Origin of the sequence: Sphaerotilus sulfidivorans, from assembly GCF_013426975.1 — a bacterium.
GTDB classification, from domain to species: domain Bacteria; phylum Pseudomonadota; class Gammaproteobacteria; order Burkholderiales; family Burkholderiaceae_C; genus Sphaerotilus; species Sphaerotilus sulfidivorans.
Map to the genome: position 1 here is coordinate 86,751 of NZ_JACCPY010000013.1, position 14,296 is coordinate 101,046.

A 14,296-nucleotide genomic window follows, 5' to 3' on the forward strand; every position below is an offset into this window, starting at 1 on the left:
ACGTCTTCGGCAACGGGGTGCGGCTCAGACGCGGCGGATGACCAGGGTGCCGTTGGTGCCGCCGAAACCGAAGTTGTTCTTCACGGCGACATCGATGCGCATCTCGCGCGCGGTGTTCGCGCAGTAGTCGAGATCGCACTCCGGATCCTGGTTGAAGAGGTTGATCGTCGGCGGCGAGATCTGGTGATGCAGACCGAGCACGGTGAACACCGACTCGATGCCGCCGGCACCGCCCAGCAGATGGCCGGTCATCGACTTGGTCGAGTTGACCACCAGCTTCTTCGCGTGATCGCCGAAGGCCAGCTTGATCGCGTTGGTCTCGTTGACGTCGCCCAGCGGCGTCGAGGTGCCGTGCGCGTTGACGAACTGGACCTCGTCGGCATTGATGCCGGCATTGCGCAGCGCCATCTGCATCGAGCGGCGCGGGCCGTCGACGTTCGGGGCGGTCATGTGATAGGCGTCGCCGCTCATGCCGAAGCCGGCGATCTCGGCGTAGATCTTCGCGCCGCGCTTCTTGGCGTGCTCGTACTCCTCGAGCACCATCACGCCGGCACCTTCGCCGAGCACGAAGCCGTCGCGGTCCTTGTCCCACGGGCGCGACGCGGTCTTTGGATCGTCGTTGCGGGTGGACAGTGCACGCGCCGCGGCAAAGCCGCCCATGCCCAGCGGCGAGACGGTGGACTCGGCGCCGCCGGCCACCACCACGTCGGCATCGCCGTACTCGATCATGCGAGCGGCCATGCCGATGCTGTGCAGGCCGGTCGTGCAGGCCGTCACCAGCGCCAGATTCGGGCCCTTGAAGCCGCACTGGATGGAGACATGGCCGGAAATCATGTTGATGATCGAGGCCGGGACGAAGAACGGCGAGATGCGGCGCGGGCCACGTTCGCGGTATTCGTCGTGGGTGTTCTCGATCATCGGCAGGCCACCGATTCCCGAACCGACCATCACCGCGATGCGCTCGGCGAATTCCTCGCTCAGCGCATCGCCGGTGGGCAGGCCGGCATCCTTCACGGCCTGCAGCGAGGCCGCGATGCCGTAGTGGATGAAGGCGTCCATGTGACGCGCTTCCTTGGCCGGGATGTAGTCCTCGATCCGGAAGCCCTTGACCTCACCCGCGAAGCGCACCGACAGGTTCGATGCGTCGAAATGGGTGACATGGTCGATGCCGGACTTTCCGGCGACGATGCTGGCCCAGGACTCGTCCACGGTGTTGCCCACCGGGGTGACGAGGCCCAGACCGGTCACGACAATGCGGCGACGGGTCATGCGGATGCGGAGTGCGGTCGGTTGGGAATGGTGCGCGTCAGGCTCAGGCCTGGTTGGCCTTGGCGTAGTCGATCGCGGCCTGGACGGTGGTGATCTTCTCGGCTTCCTCGTCCGGGATCTCGATGCCGAACTCGTCTTCCAGGGCCATGACCAGCTCGACGGTGTCCAGCGAGTCGGCGCCCAGATCGGCGACAAAGGCCTTCTCGGCCGTCACTTCTTCCTCGGCCACACCGAGTTGTTCGGCAATGATCTTCTTGACGCGTGCTTCGATGTCGCTCATTTCTCTCCTCCGAGAGGGTTGGTGCAAAAACAGCCTGCGATTCTAAGGGCTTCGTGAGGCAATTCACTGAAAGCCCGTCCCGATGATCCGCGCAGGGCAGACGGATCACCCGGACATCAGTTCATGTACATGCCGCCGTTGACATGCAGCTCGGTGCCGGTGATGTAGCCGGCCGCAGGCGAGGCCAGGAAGGCCACCGCCTCGGCGATGTCCTGCGGCGAGCCCAGGCGGCCCAGCGGGATCTTGGCCAGCAGCGCGTTCCTCTGCGCTTCCGGCAGCACTTCGGTCATGTCGGTGGCGATGAAGCCGGGGGCCACGCAGTTGACGGTGATGTTGCGGCTGCCCAGCTCCTGGGCCAGCGAGCGGGTCATGCCCGCCACGCCGGCCTTGGAGGCGCAGTAGTTGGCCTGGCCGGGGTTGCCCGCGGCGCCCACCACCGAGGTGATGTTGACGATGCGGCCGAAGCGCTGCTTCATCATCGGCTTAATCGCGGCGCGGCAGGCGCGGAAGACCGACTTCAGGTTGGTGTCGATCACCGCGTCCCAGTCGTCGTCCTTCAGGCGCATCGCCAGCGTGTCGCGGGTGATGCCGGCGTTGTTGACCAGCACATGCAGGCCGCCATGCTGCTTGACGATGCCGTCGATGGCGGCGTCCAGCGCAGCTGCATCGGTGACGTTCAGCGTCAGGCCCAGGCCGCCGAAGGGGGCCAGTGCCTCGCCGATCGCGGCCGAGCCGCTGTCGCTGGTGGCGGTGCCGATGACCTTGAAGCCCCGTTCGGCCAGCAGCAGCGCGATCGCGCGGCCGATGCCGCGGCTGGCGCCGGTGACGAGAGCAACCTGTTGAGCTTGGGCGGGAGCGTTCATGCGAGCAGGGTCTTGACTTCGGCCAGGGTGACCGGATCGAGGATCGTGGCGGAGGCGAGTTCGGCGTCGATGCGCTTGACCATGCCGGCGAGCACCTTGCCGGGGCCGCATTCGACCACATGGGTCATGCCGCGCGCCTTCAGCGCGCCCACCAGCTCGACCCAGCGCACCGGGCCGAAGGCCTGGCGGTAGAGCGCGTCGCGGATCGCGTCCGCGTCGGTCGGCGTGGCGACGTCGATGTTGTTCAGCACCGGGATCTGCGGCGCCTGGATCGTGATCGAGGCCAGACGCTCGCGCAGCCGCTCGGCGGCCGGCTTCATCAGGCTGGAGTGGAAGGGCGCGGACACCGGCAGCGGCAGCACGCGCTTGGCGCCCAGGCCTTTCAGCACCGCGCAGCCCGCTTCGACGCCGGCCTTGGAGCCGGCGATGACGGTCTGCTTCGGATCGTTGAAGTTGACGGCCTCGACCACTTCGCCCGACTCGGCTGCTGCCTTGGCGCAGCCTTCGCGCACCGTGGCGGCGTCCAGACCCAGGATCGCGGCCATGCCGCCGGTGCCGACCGGCACCGCGTCCTGCATCGCCTGGGCACGCAGGCGCACCAGCGGCAGCGCATCCATCAGCGTCAGGCTGCCGGCCGCGACCAGCGCGGTGTACTCGCCCAGCGAGTGGCCGGCGACGATCGCCGGTGCGGCGCCGCCCTCGGCCAGCCACGCGCGGTAGTTGGCGATGCCGGCGGTCAGCATGACCGGCTGGGTGTTGGTGGTCAGGTCCAGCGCCTCCTTCGGGCCCTCGCCGATCAGGCGGGCGACGTCCTCGCCGAGGGCGGCACTGGCTTCTTCGAGGGTGGCGCGCACGGCGGGGTGGTCGCCCCAGGCCGAGAGCATGCCCACCGACTGCGACCCCTGGCCGGGGAACACGAAGGCGAACGCGGTCATGTGAGATCCGTGAGTTGTCGTGGAGGGAGCGGGGTGGTGCCGGGCAGCGGACTCAGAAGTCCAGCAGCACCGAGCCCCAGGTGAAGCCGCCGCCGACGCCCTCGAGCAGCAGCGTCTCGCCACGGCGGATGCGGCCGTCGCGCACGCCGGCGTCCAGCGCCAGCGGGATCGACGCCGCCGAAGTGTTGCCGTGCTGGTCGACGGTGACGATCACCTTCTCCAGCGGCAGCTTCAGCTTGCGGGCGGTGCCCTGCATGATGCGGATGTTGGCCTGGTGCGGGATCAGCCAGTCGATGTCGGCCTCGGTGCGGCCGGCCTTCTCGAGGCTGGTGCGCGCGGTCTTCTCCAGCACGCCCACGGCGAGCTTGAAGACGGCCTGGCCGTCCATGCGCAGCAGCGGTACGCCGCTGATCCGGCCGCCCGAGACGGTGCCGGGAACGCACAGGATGTCCAGATGGCGGCCATCGGCATGCAGGTCGGTGGCCAGGATGCCGGGCGTGTCGGAGGCCGACAGCACCACCGCGCCGGCGCCGTCGCCGAACAGCACGCAGGTGGTGCGGTCCTTGAAGTCGAGAATGCGCGAGAACACTTCCGCACCGATCACCAGCGCATGGCGGGCGCTGCCGGCGCGCACCATCGCGTCGGCGACGGTCAGCGCGTAGACGAAGCCCGAGCACACCGCCTGCACATCGAAGGCCGGGCAGCCGTGCAGGATGCCGAGCTTGCGCTGCACGATGGTCGCAGTCGACGGGAAGACCATGTCCGGCGTCGAGGTCGCGACGATGATCAGGTCGATGTCGGCGCCGGTGAGCTGCGCGGCCTCGAGCGCGCGCCGTGCCGCCTCCACCGCCAGATCGCTGGCGTTCTGGGTGTCGTCGACAAAGTGGCGGGCGCGGATGCCGGTGCGCTCGACGATCCAGTCGTCCGAGCTCTCGATGCCGTCGGCCGCCAGGCGGGCGACCAGATCGGCGTTGCTCAGGCGTTGCGGGGGCAGCGCACTGCCGGTGCCGGAAATGCGCGAATGGCGGGGTGTGGGGGTGGTCATGCAGCGTGACGGGCTGCCGGGGGCTCGTTCGCCGCCGCCGCGCCGGCACCGGGCAGGGCCTGCAGCGTGGCGAGGATCCGATCATGCACCCGGTCGAGCAGGCGGTTCCGGGCGGCATCATACGCCCGATTCAGCGCGTTCTCGAAGGCGAGCGCATCGGCCGAGCCGTGGCTCTTGAACACCAGGCCGCGCAGGCCCAGCAGCGCCGCGCCGTTGAAGCGGCGGTGATCGAGCCGCCGCGAGAAGCGCTTGAGCATCGGCATCGCCAGCATCGCCACCATCTTGGTCAGCGGCGTGCGGGTGAACTCCTGCTTCAGGAAGCTGGTGATCATGCCGGCCAGGCCTTCGGCAGTCTTCAGCGCGACATTGCCGACGAAGCCGTCGCAGACGACGAGGTCGGTCGTGCCCTTGAAGATGTCGTTGCCCTCGACATTGCCGTGGAAGTTGATGTGGCCGGCCGCGGAGACGGCGCGCAGCAGTTCGCCCGCACGCTTGATCGTCTCGTTGCCCTTGATCACTTCCTCGCCGATGTTGAGCAGGCCCACGGTCGGGGCCTCCTTGCCGTCGACGGCCGAGACCAGCGCGCTGCCCATGACCGCGAACTGCAGCAGATGTTCTGCGCTGCAGTCCACGTTTGCCCCGAGGTCGAGCATGGTCGTGAAGCCGTCGTGCTGGTTGGGCATGACGCTGGCGATGGCCGGCCGATCGATGCCGTCCAGGGTCTTCAGCAGATAGCGGGCCACCGCCATCAGTGCGCCGGTATTGCCTGCGGAGACGCAGGCGTCGGCCATTGTCACGCCATGGCCGTCAGGCTTGACCTGCTGGATGGCCACACGCATCGACGAGTCGCGCTTCTTGCGCAGGGCGACTTCCACCGGGTCGTCCATCTCGACGACTTCGGAGGCGATCACCATGCGGCAGCGCGCCCAGCCGGCGGCGGGCGCGAGCGCCTGTTCGGTGCCCACGAGCACCAGCTCGGCATCGGGATGCCGGTCAAGAAAGGAGCGGCATGCGGGCAGCGTCACGGAAGGGCCGTGATCGCCCCCCATGCAGTCCACCGACAGCCGGACCGTGCGGGTCGTGTCGTTCAAGGCAGGGCAGATTGGGTGTCAGTGCCGGCGGGCATGCCGGCAACCGGCAAGACTCAGGCGTCGGCCTTGGTCTTCAGGACCTTGCGGCCACGGTAGAAGCCGGTCGGGCTGATGTGGTGACGCAGATGGATTTCGCCGGTGGTCGACTCGACCGCGGTGCCCGGGGTGGTCAGGGCATTGTGCGAACGGTGCATGCCACGCTTGGACGGCGACTTCTTGTTTTGCTGGACGGCCATGTTGAGACTCCTGAATCCTGGTTTTCCGATTGGAAAAGCTTTCGATTGTAGCACGACCTCCCGCCGGGTTCCGAATGCTCCCGGACTCGAGGGGCATCGGGGTGGCCGGATGTTGCTGTCGCGCCGCGTCAGTCGGTGCTGCCGCCGTCGTCCGTGCCTGGATCTCGGCGCAGCCGGGCCAGCACCGCGAACGGGTTCGGGCGCCCTGAGGCGCTTTCCTCCGCTGCGGCATCACCTGCCGGCGCGGGCGCCGCGGGCTGACCGTCAGGCAGGGCTTCACCCCGGTCGAGCCGGACCTCGACCGGGCAGGTCTCATGGCGAGCCACCGGGGGCAGTTCCATCAGCAGTTCGTCCTCGACCAGCTCGAGCAGATCGAAGGTGCGGCTCAGCGCCAGCACATCGTCCTCGCTGTCGGCGTCGAGTTCGGCTGCCTGGGTCTCGTTGGCGACGAACAGGAAGCTGCGCTCGAAGGCCAGTGCGGTGGCCACCGGCTCGAGACAGCGCTGGCAGGGCAGGTCCAGCTCGGCCGAGCCGCTCAGGTGCAGCCACAGTTCGGGCTCGGCGCCGCGGCGCGGGCGCAGTTCGGGCTCGGCATGCCAGCGCACTGCCGGCTGGTGCGCCGCATCGGCGTTCTCGTGCAGGCACTCGACCAGGCGCTCGAAGCCGGCCAGCGGCTCGTCGCCGCCCAGCGTCTCGCCCGACTCGATGAAGGCCCGCACGTCGAGGCGGCGGGGCTTGAATTCGCGTGCTTTCATGACGCGAAGTATGACGCGAAGTGTCGGGGGCGGCCTTCGGCGCGGCCACAATCCGGCCATGTCCGACACTGTCCTTCATCCCCCCCGCATGGCACGGCCGCCGCTGGTGCTGGCCTCGACCTCGCGCTATCGGCGCGAGCTGCTGGCTCGGCTGCGCCTGCCTTTCGAGGTCCGCGCGCCCGAGGTCGACGAGACGCCGCAGCCCGGCGAGACGCCCGCCGCCCTGAGCGAGCGGCTTGCGCTGGCCAAGGCGCGTGCGGTCGCCGCTGCGCATCCGCAGGCCATCGTCATCGGCTCCGACCAGGTCGCCGAGCTCGACGGCCAGCCGATCGGCAAGCCCGGTCGCCATGAGGCCGCCGTCGCGCAGCTGCGTGCGATGCGCGGGCGCAGCGTGGTCTTCCACACCGCGGTGGCGGTGCTGCGCCATGACACCGGCTTCGAGGCGGTGCGCCGCGTGCCGGTCACGGTGCGGGTGCGTTCGCTCAGCGAGGTCGAGATCGAGACCTACCTGCGGCTGGAGCAGCCCTACGACTGCGCCGGCAGCGCCAAGTGCGAGACGCTGGGCATCACGCTGCTCGACGCGATCGAGTCGGATGATCCGACCGCGCTGGTCGGGCTGCCGCTGATCGTGACCTCCGCGCTGCTGCGTGCGGCCGGGCTCGATGCGCTGGCGGTGCTGGCCGGCCATGGAGGTGGCGCATGAGCACGACGACGAAGAGCGGGCCGAAGGGCCGTCTCTGGCTGGTGCCCAACACGCTGGACCTGGGCACGCTGCGCGAGGGCCAGCCGGTGCCCGACCTGCAGCAGGTGCTGCCGCTGGGCGCGATCCGCGTCGCCGCAGGCCTGTCGCACTGGGTGGCGGAGAACGCGCGCAGTGCGCGGGCGCTGCTCAAGCGGGTCGATGCGGTGGTGCCGCTGGCGCAGCCGCTGCAGGCGCTCTCGATCCGCGAGCTGCCGCGCCCGCCCAAGGGGCGTGCCGATCCGAAAGCCCCGGCGCCCGACTGGGCCGGGCTGCTGGCGCCGGCGCTGGCCGGGCACGATGTCGGTCTGGTGTCGGAGGCGGGCCTGCCGGCGGTGGCCGATCCCGGCGCCGAGCTGGTGCGGGTCGCGCATGCGCAGGGCATCACGGTGATGCCGCTGTCGGGGCCCAGCTCGCTGATCCTGGCGGTGGCCGCCAGCGGCCTCAACGGCCAGAGCTTCGCCTTCGTCGGCTACCTGCCGACCGACGCGGCCGAGCGCACCCGGCGCCTGCGCGACCTGGAGGCGCACTCCAGGCGCTGGCAGCAGACGCAGCTGCTGATCGAGACGCCCTACCGCAACGCCGCGATGGCGCAGGCGCTGCTGGCCGCGCTCAACCCGCAGACCTGGCTGAGCATCAGCTGCGGGCTGACGCTGGAGGGTGGGTCGACCCGCACGCTGCGGGTCGCGCAGTGGCGTGCGTCGCCGCCGGAGCTGCCCGGCGACGTGCCGGCGGTGTTCGCCTTCCTGGCCTGAACCGGCCGTTCAGGCCCTCAGGTCGGCACCTTGCCGCCGAGCAGCGCGGCGACCTTGCGCCGCGGCTTGATGAAGCGCGAGATCGAGCTGCGCGAGCCCGGCGCGGCCGGCACCGCGGCCTGCTTCTCCCACACCGGCGAGGCGTTCGGATCGGCCTCGTAGGGCTGGTCGAAGAAGGGATCCTTCGGCGCCTGGCGGGGCGCACGCACGGGCGGCGCCGACGGCACGAAGGCCGGGCGGCTGCCGTCCTCGGCGAACTCGCTGCGGGGGGCGGTGCGGCGAGGTGCGCGTTCCTCGTCGTCATCGCGGTGGCGACGGCGCGGCCGGTCGTCCTCGATGACGAAGGGCTCCAGATCGATCTTGCGCTTGATCAGCTTCTCGATGTCGCCCACCAGGCGCGCGTCGTCGCGGGTGGCCAGCGTGATCGCGATGCCCGAGGCGCCGGCGCGGCCGGTGCGGCCGATGCGGTGCACATAGTCCTCGGCGTTGAAGGGCACGTCGAAGTTGAAGACCGCGGGCAGGTCGGCGATGTCGATGCCGCGCGCGGCGACGTCGGTGGCCACCAGCAGGTCGACCTCGCCGGCCTTGAAGGCGGCCAGCGACTTCAGCCGCTCGTCCTGCGACTTGTCGCCGTGCAGCGCCGCGGTGCGCAGGCCGTCGCGCTCGAAGGAGCGGGCCAGCCGGGCCGCGCCGAGCTTGGAGTTGACGAAGACGATGGCCTGGCGGATCTCGCGCTGGCGCAGGATCTGCACGATGGTGCGGCGCTTGTCCTCGTCGGCGACTTCGTAGAAGCGCTGCTCCACCGTCGAGGCGGTGGCGTTCGGGCGCGCCACCTCGACCAGGATCGGATCCTGCAGATAGCTCTGCGCCAGCTTCTTGATCTCGGGCGAGAAGGTGGCCGAGAACAGCAGCGTCTGACGGCTCTTGGGCAGATAGCTCAGGATGCGCTGCAGGTCAGGCAGGAAGCCGATGTCGAGCATGCGGTCGGCCTCGTCGAGCACGACGTACTCGACCTGGCCGAGGTTGCAGTTCTTCAGCTGGATGTGGTCGAGCAGCCGGCCCGGCGTGGCGATCAGCACCTCGACGCCGCGCTTGAGCTCGGCCGTCTGCGGGTTGATGTCGACGCCGCCGAAGACGCAGGCCACGCGCAGCTGGCTGTGCCTGGCGTAGGTCTTGACGTTGACCGCGACCTGGTCGGCCAGCTCGCGCGTCGGGGCCAGCACCAGCGCGCGCACCGGGTGGCGTGCGGGCGAGGCGCTGGCGTTCTCGTGGCGCATCATCTTCTGCAGCAGCGGCAGCGAGAAGGCGGCCGTCTTGCCGGTGCCGGTCTGCGCCGCGCCCATCACGTCGCGGTTCTCCAGCACGATCGGGATCGCCTTGGCCTGGATCGGGGTCATCGTCTCGTAGCCGGCGTCGACGATGGCCCGCAGCAGCTTGGCGTCCAGCGGCAGGGTGTCGAAACGGGCGGGTGCGGCGACGGCCTCGGGGGGCGGGGCGGTCACGGCGTCTTCGGGTTGGTGCGTCATCACCTCGCGATTATCCTGCGGTTGAGGGACCTGCCGGCACCGGCGACGTGAATTGCCCACGACCGGGCTCTGCCGCTGGCCGTCGGCCGCGCGCGGAATCGGCAAATTGACACGCGATGCCCGCTCCGGCGCGGGGCCGGCCGCCCTGGGCACGATGCGTCACGGAAAACCCTAAGCACAATCCGGGAGAATCGACCGTGCAGGGCCGATGGGGCGGTGCCGCCGCCCGCTCGATGCCTTGCTCGATTGCTTTCTTGCGCGTTCTGAACCTTCTTCAACTTCCTTCTGATCCTTCGCGAGATCCTTCACCCATGAGCCAGACCTCTTCTTCTCCCATCGTCGTGCAGCCGGTGATCATGGCCGGCGGCAGCGGCACGCGGCTGTGGCCGCTGTCGCGCGCGGGCTATCCGAAGCAGTTCCTGGTGCTGGGCGACAGCAACCGCAGCCTGTTCCAGGAAGCGGCGTTGCGCCTGGCGGGGCTGGCGGCGGCGGACATCGCGCCGGCTGCGCCGCTGGTGGTGGGCAACGAGGAGCACCGCTTCCTGGCGCTGGACCAGCTGCGCGAGGTGCGCCAGATGCCCTCGGCGGTGGTGCTGGAGCCGGCCGGGCGCAACACCGCGCCGGCGCTGACGCTGGCGGCGCTGCAGGCGCTCGAGGGCGGTCAGGATCCGGTGCTGGTGGTGACGCCGGCAGACCAGACGGTGACCGACGAGGCGGCGTATGCGGAGGCGCTGCGCCAGGCGGTGCGGCTGGCGGCCGACGGTCTGGTGGTGATCCTGGGCATCACGCCCGACGCGCCGGAGACCGGCTACGGCTACATCCGCACGCTGCCGGAGCTGGGCGCGGCGCGGGTGGCGCAGTTCGTCGAGAAGCCGGACCTGGCGACCGCCGAGCGCTATCTGTCCGAGGGCGGCTACTTCTGGAACAGCGGCATGTTCGTGCTGCGCGCCTCGGTGTGGATGAAGGCGCTGCAGACCTTCCGCCCCGACATCGCCGAGGCGGTGAAGGCGGCCTGGGCGCCGCGCCAGTGCGATGCGCAGTTCGTGCGGCCGGGCAAGGCGGAGTTCGCGGCGGTGCCGTCGGAATCGGTGGACTACGCGGTGATGGAACGCTGCCCGGGCAGCGAGTTCGACATCCGCATGGTGCCGCTGAGCGCGGGCTGGAACGACCTGGGCGCCTGGGAGGCGGTCTGGCAGGTGTCGGGCAAGGACGAGAACGGCAACGCCTGCGTCGGCGACGTGATCGCCAAGGACAGCCGCGACACGCTGGTGCACTCGAGCGGCCGGCTGGTGAGCGTGGTGGGCGTCGAGAACCTGGTGGTGGTGGAAACGGCCGATGCGGTGATGGTGGCCGACCGCAGCCGCAGCCAGGAGGTCAAGCAGATCGTCGCGCAGCTGGGCAAGAGCGGACGCACCGAGCACACGCTGCACCGCAAGGTGCATCGGCCCTGGGGCTGGTACGACTCGATCGACGCCGGCCCGCGCTTCCAGGTCAAGCGCATCATGGTCAAGCCGGGCGCCTCGCTGAGCCTGCAGATGCATCACCACCGTGCCGAGCACTGGATCGTCGTGACCGGCACCGCCGAGATCACCAACGGCGACAAGGTGCTGATGCTGAGCGAGAATCAGTCGACCTACATCCCGCTGGGGCAGGTGCATCGCCTGGCCAACCCGGGCAAGGTGCCGCTGGAGATCATCGAGGTGCAGTCCGGCTCCTACCTGGGCGAAGACGACATCGTTCGCTATGAGGACACTTACGGCCGCAACTGACCTCCTTCATCCATGATCCTCATCACCGGCGCCGCCGGCTTCATCGGCGGCAATTTCGTTCATCACTGGTTCGAGCGCAGCGAAGAGCCGGTGGTGGTTCTGGACAAGCTGACGTACGCGGGCAACCCGGCGACCATCCAGTCGCATCTGGACGCCGGCCGCTGCACGCTGGTGCAGGGTGACATCGGCGACCGCGCGCTGGTCTCGCGGGTGCTGGCCGAGCACCGCCCGCGCGCGGTGCTGCACTTCGCGGCCGAGAGCCATGTCGACCGCAGCATCCACGGCCCCGGCGAGTTCATCCAGACCAACATGGTGGGCACCTTCGAGCTGCTGGAAGCCGTGCGGGCCTACTGGAGCGCGCTGGAGGCCGAGCCCAAGGCGGCGTTCCGCTTCCTGCATGTCTCGACCGACGAGGTCTACGGCTCGCTCTCCGAGACCGACCCGGCCTTCAGCGAGACCACGCCGTACGCGCCCAACAGCCCGTACTCGGCCAGCAAGGCCGGCAGCGACCACCTGGTGCGCGCCTACCACCACACCTACGGCCTGCCGACGCTGACGACCAACTGCTCGAACAACTACGGGCCCTATCACTTCCCCGAGAAGCTGATCCCGCTGATGATCCTGAACGCCCTGGAGGGCAAGCCGCTGCCGGTCTACGGCGACGGTCAGAACATCCGCGACTGGCTCTATGTGCGCGATCACTGCGAGGCGATCCGCCAGGTGCTGGCCAAGGGTCGGCTGGGCGAGACCTACAACGTCGGCGGCAAGAACGAGATCAGGAACCTCGACGTGGTGCAGGTGATCTGCGCCAAGCTCGACGCGCTGCGCCCGAAGGCGGACGGCACGAGCTACGCCAGCCAGATCACGTTCGTGGCCGACCGCCCGGGCCATGACCGCCGCTACGCGATCGACCCGACCAAGATCGAGGCCGAGATCGGCTGGACGCCTGCCGAATCCTTCGAGACCGGCATCGACAAGACGGTGACCTGGTACCTGGAGAACACCGCGTGGATCGACTCGGTGCGCACCGGCGCCTACCGCGAGTGGGTGTCGAAGAACTACAGCGCACGCGACTGACGCCGGGGGCCGCAGACATGAAGATCCTTCTTCTGGGCCAGGGCGGCCAGGTCGGGTGGGAGCTGCAGCGCGCGCTGGCGCCGCTGGGCGAGGTGGTCGGGCTCGACCATGACAGCGCCGCCAACCCCGGCGGACTGCACGGCGACTTCAGCCGGCCCGAGGCGCTGGCGGCCACGGTCGCGGCGGTCAAGCCGGACCTGATCGTCAACGCCGCGGCGCACACTGCGGTCGACAAGGCCGAGAGCGAGCCCGAGCTGGCGCGTGCGATCAACGCGACCGCCCCGGGCGTGCTGGCGCGCTGCGCGGCCGAGACCGGCGCCTGGCTGGTGCACTACAGCACCGACTATGTCTTCGACGGCTCGGGCGATGCTGCCCGCGACGAGGAGGCCGCCACCGGCCCCTTGAGCGTCTACGGCCAGACCAAGCTGGAGGGCGAGCAGCTCATCCGCGCCAGCGGCTGCCGGCACCTGATCCTGCGCACCAGCTGGGTCTACGCCGCGCGTGGCGGCAACTTCGCCAAGACCATGCTGCGCCTGGCGGCCGAGCGCGAACGCCTGACCGTCATCGACGACCAGATCGGCGCACCCACCGGCGCGGACCTGCTGGCCGACCTGACCGCGCAGATGGTGCGTACCGCCATGAGCACCCCGGCAGGCAGCGAGATCGACCTCTCCGGCGTCTACCACGCGGTGGCCGCCGGCGAGACCAGCTGGCACGGCTACGCGAGCTTCGTCATCGAGCAGGCCCGCCAGAGGGGCCGCGAACTCAAGGTCCAGGCCATCGACCCGGTGCCGACCAGCGCCTTCCCGACGCCGGCCAGGCGCCCGCACAACTCGCGCCTGTCGACGCAGAAACTCCAGCAGGTCTTCGGCCTGCGGCTGCCGCCGTGGCAGCAGGGCGTCGAGCGCATGCTCACCGAGATCCTCTGACATGAACACTCCTCGCAAGGGCATCATCCTGGCCGGCGGCTCCGGCACCCGGCTGCACCCGGCCACGCTGGCCATCAGCAAGCAACTGCTGCCGGTGTACGACAAGCCGATGATCTACTACCCGCTGACCACGCTGATGCTGGCCGGGATCCGCGACATCCTGATCATCTCGACGCCGCAGGACACGCCGCGCTTCGAGGCGCTGCTGGGCGACGGCAGCCGCTGGGGCCTGAACCTGCAGTACTGCGTGCAGCCCAGCCCGGACGGTCTGGCGCAGGCCTTCATCCTGGGCCGGGACTTCGTGGGCGGCGCGCCCAGCGCCTTGGTGCTGGGCGACAACATCTTCCACGGGCACGACCTGCAGCAGCTGCTCAACAGCGCGACCAGCCGCGAGACGGGCGCAAGCGTCTTCGCCTACCACGTGCATGACCCGGAGCGCTACGGCGTGGTGGCGTTCGACGACCACAAGCGTGCGCTGAGCATCGAGGAAAAGCCCAAGGCGCCCAAGAGCAACTACGCGGTGACCGGCCTGTACTTCTACGACGAACAGGTCTGCGACATTGCCGCGAACATCGCGCCCAGCCCACGCGGCGAGCTGGAGATCACGGACGTCAACGCCGAGTACCTGCGCCAGGGCCGCCTGAGCGTGGAGATCATGGGCCGGGGCTACGCGTGGCTGGACACCGGCACGCACGACAGCCTGATGGAGGCGGGGCAGTTCATCGCCACGCTGGAGAAGCGCCAGGGCCTGAAGGTGGCGTGCCCGGAGGAGATCGCCTGGCGCCGCGGCTGGATCGACGACGCGCAGCTGGACAAGCTGGCCGCCCCGATGCTGAAGAACGGCTATGGGCAGTACCTGAAGAAGGTGCTCGCCGAGCAGGTCTTCTGACCCGCGCAGAAAGGACCAGGACATGAACATCATCCGCACCGCCATTCCCGACGTGCTGATCCTCGAGCCGAAGGTGTTCGGCGACGCGCGCGGCTTCTTCATGGAGAGCTGGAACCAGAAGGTCTTCGACGAGGCGGT

General features: G+C 69.5%; 16 protein-coding genes. 7 read left to right on the plus strand and 9 right to left on the minus strand.

Annotation, left to right across the window (positions count from 1 at the left end):
• Positions 1 to 24 precede the first annotated feature (24 nt).
• The 8 genes from fabF to HZU84_RS10325 all read right to left on the minus strand — a co-directional run bounded on the left by fabF (position 25) and on the right by HZU84_RS10325 (position 6,474).
• A complete protein-coding gene (fabF, locus tag HZU84_RS10290) occupies positions 25 to 1,269 on the minus strand; it encodes a beta-ketoacyl-ACP synthase II (RefSeq protein ID WP_149504484.1) in 1,245 nt (414 codons plus the stop codon).
• Between the two features lie 43 nt (positions 1,270 to 1,312).
• Positions 1,313 to 1,549: an acyl carrier protein gene (acpP, locus tag HZU84_RS10295; protein WP_037481750.1), complete on the minus strand. Its 237-nt coding sequence runs from the start codon at positions 1,547 to 1,549 to the stop codon at positions 1,313 to 1,315.
• 116 nt (positions 1,550 to 1,665) lie between these two features.
• Positions 1,666 to 2,412 (minus strand): 3-oxoacyl-ACP reductase FabG, encoded by a 747-nt coding sequence (gene fabG / locus HZU84_RS10300; RefSeq protein WP_149504483.1) that lies wholly within the window; start codon positions 2,410 to 2,412, stop codon positions 1,666 to 1,668.
• Positions 2,409 to 3,347: an ACP S-malonyltransferase gene (gene fabD, locus HZU84_RS10305; RefSeq protein ID WP_149504482.1), complete on the minus strand. Its 939-nt coding sequence runs from the start codon at positions 3,345 to 3,347 to the stop codon at positions 2,409 to 2,411. The genes fabG and fabD overlap by 4 nt, the downstream gene beginning before the upstream one ends.
• A gap of 52 nt (positions 3,348 to 3,399) precedes the next feature.
• Positions 3,400 to 4,392, minus strand: coding sequence for a beta-ketoacyl-ACP synthase III (locus tag HZU84_RS10310; protein WP_149504481.1), 993 nt, complete (start codon positions 4,390 to 4,392; stop codon positions 3,400 to 3,402).
• The gene (gene plsX / locus HZU84_RS10315; RefSeq protein WP_256365855.1) at positions 4,389 to 5,483 is read right to left on the minus strand and encodes a phosphate acyltransferase PlsX; all 1,095 of its coding nucleotides are present in this window, start codon (positions 5,481 to 5,483) and stop codon (positions 4,389 to 4,391) included. The genes HZU84_RS10310 and plsX overlap by 4 nt, the downstream gene beginning before the upstream one ends.
• 53 nt (positions 5,484 to 5,536) lie before the next feature.
• The gene (gene rpmF / locus HZU84_RS10320) at positions 5,537 to 5,719 is read right to left on the minus strand and encodes a 50S ribosomal protein L32 (protein WP_149504480.1); all 183 of its coding nucleotides are present in this window, start codon (positions 5,717 to 5,719) and stop codon (positions 5,537 to 5,539) included.
• 128 nt (positions 5,720 to 5,847) lie between these two features.
• Positions 5,848 to 6,474 (minus strand): YceD family protein, encoded by a 627-nt coding sequence (locus HZU84_RS10325; RefSeq protein ID WP_149504479.1) that lies wholly within the window; start codon positions 6,472 to 6,474, stop codon positions 5,848 to 5,850.
• A 58-nt stretch (positions 6,475 to 6,532) separates the two neighbouring features.
• Here HZU84_RS10325 and HZU84_RS10330 point away from each other — a divergent pair, with 58 nt between their 5' ends.
• Positions 6,533 to 7,177, plus strand: coding sequence for a Maf family nucleotide pyrophosphatase (locus HZU84_RS10330; protein WP_244954319.1), 645 nt, complete (start codon positions 6,533 to 6,535; stop codon positions 7,175 to 7,177).
• Entirely contained in the window at positions 7,174 to 7,968 is a 795-nt protein-coding gene (locus tag HZU84_RS10335; protein WP_149504478.1) for an SAM-dependent methyltransferase, read from the plus strand. The genes HZU84_RS10330 and HZU84_RS10335 overlap by 4 nt, the downstream gene beginning before the upstream one ends.
• A 17-nt stretch (positions 7,969 to 7,985) precedes the next feature.
• Here the strand turns inward: HZU84_RS10335 and HZU84_RS10340 are convergent, their stop codons facing one another.
• Positions 7,986 to 9,494, minus strand: a complete 1,509-nt coding sequence (locus tag HZU84_RS10340) for a DEAD/DEAH box helicase (protein ID WP_149504477.1) — start codon at positions 9,492 to 9,494, stop codon at positions 7,986 to 7,988.
• A gap of 311 nt (positions 9,495 to 9,805) precedes the next feature.
• On the opposite strand from HZU84_RS10340, the gene HZU84_RS10345 reads away from it, so the two are divergent.
• The 5 genes from HZU84_RS10345 to HZU84_RS10365 all read left to right on the plus strand — a co-directional run.
• Positions 9,806 to 11,263 (plus strand): mannose-1-phosphate guanylyltransferase/mannose-6-phosphate isomerase, encoded by a 1,458-nt coding sequence (locus HZU84_RS10345; RefSeq protein WP_244954317.1) that lies wholly within the window; start codon positions 9,806 to 9,808, stop codon positions 11,261 to 11,263.
• Positions 11,264 to 11,275: 12 nt separating this feature from the next.
• Positions 11,276 to 12,340: a dTDP-glucose 4,6-dehydratase gene (gene rfbB / locus HZU84_RS10350; RefSeq protein ID WP_149504476.1), complete on the plus strand. Its 1,065-nt coding sequence runs from the start codon at positions 11,276 to 11,278 to the stop codon at positions 12,338 to 12,340.
• Between the two features lie 17 nt (positions 12,341 to 12,357).
• Positions 12,358 to 13,269 carry a dTDP-4-dehydrorhamnose reductase gene (rfbD, locus tag HZU84_RS10355; protein WP_149504475.1) on the plus strand — a complete coding sequence of 304 codons (912 nt, stop codon included), beginning with the start codon at positions 12,358 to 12,360 and terminating at the stop codon, positions 13,267 to 13,269.
• Position 13,270: 1 nt separating this feature from the next.
• The gene (gene rfbA / locus HZU84_RS10360; RefSeq protein ID WP_149504474.1) at positions 13,271 to 14,158 is read left to right on the plus strand and encodes a glucose-1-phosphate thymidylyltransferase RfbA; all 888 of its coding nucleotides are present in this window, start codon (positions 13,271 to 13,273) and stop codon (positions 14,156 to 14,158) included.
• A 22-nt stretch (positions 14,159 to 14,180) separates the two neighbouring features.
• Positions 14,181 to 14,296: dTDP-4-dehydrorhamnose 3,5-epimerase family protein (locus HZU84_RS10365; protein ID WP_180692887.1), on the plus strand; the 116-nt coding region annotated here is incomplete at its 3' end.

Excerpts from the sequence above, each read along its gene's own strand:
- HZU84_RS10340 (WP_149504477.1), bottom strand. The coding sequence starts at position 9,494 with ATGACGCACCAACCCGAAGACGCCGTGACCGCCCCGCCCCCCGAGGCC.
- fabF (WP_149504484.1), bottom strand. The coding sequence starts at position 1,269 with ATGACCCGTCGCCGCATTGTCGTGACCGGTCTGGGCCTCGTCACCCCG.
- rfbB (WP_149504476.1), top strand. The coding sequence starts at position 11,276 with ATGATCCTCATCACCGGCGCCGCCGGCTTCATCGGCGGCAATTTCGTT.
- HZU84_RS10335 (WP_149504478.1), top strand. The coding sequence starts at position 7,174 with ATGAGCACGACGACGAAGAGCGGGCCGAAGGGCCGTCTCTGGCTGGTG.
- rpmF (WP_149504480.1), bottom strand. The coding sequence starts at position 5,719 with ATGGCCGTCCAGCAAAACAAGAAGTCGCCGTCCAAGCGTGGCATGCAC.
- HZU84_RS10330 (WP_244954319.1), top strand. The coding sequence starts at position 6,533 with ATGTCCGACACTGTCCTTCATCCCCCCCGCATGGCACGGCCGCCGCTG.
- HZU84_RS10325 (WP_149504479.1), bottom strand. The coding sequence starts at position 6,474 with ATGAAAGCACGCGAATTCAAGCCCCGCCGCCTCGACGTGCGGGCCTTC.
- fabG (WP_149504483.1), bottom strand. The coding sequence starts at position 2,412 with ATGAACGCTCCCGCCCAAGCTCAACAGGTTGCTCTCGTCACCGGCGCC.
- rfbD (WP_149504475.1), top strand. The coding sequence starts at position 12,358 with ATGAAGATCCTTCTTCTGGGCCAGGGCGGCCAGGTCGGGTGGGAGCTG.
- acpP (WP_037481750.1), bottom strand. The coding sequence starts at position 1,549 with ATGAGCGACATCGAAGCACGCGTCAAGAAGATCATTGCCGAACAACTC.
- HZU84_RS10310 (WP_149504481.1), bottom strand. The coding sequence starts at position 4,392 with ATGACCACCCCCACACCCCGCCATTCGCGCATTTCCGGCACCGGCAGT.
- HZU84_RS10345 (WP_244954317.1), top strand. The coding sequence starts at position 9,806 with ATGAGCCAGACCTCTTCTTCTCCCATCGTCGTGCAGCCGGTGATCATG.
- rfbA (WP_149504474.1), top strand. The coding sequence starts at position 13,271 with ATGAACACTCCTCGCAAGGGCATCATCCTGGCCGGCGGCTCCGGCACC.
- fabD (WP_149504482.1), bottom strand. The coding sequence starts at position 3,347 with ATGACCGCGTTCGCCTTCGTGTTCCCCGGCCAGGGGTCGCAGTCGGTG.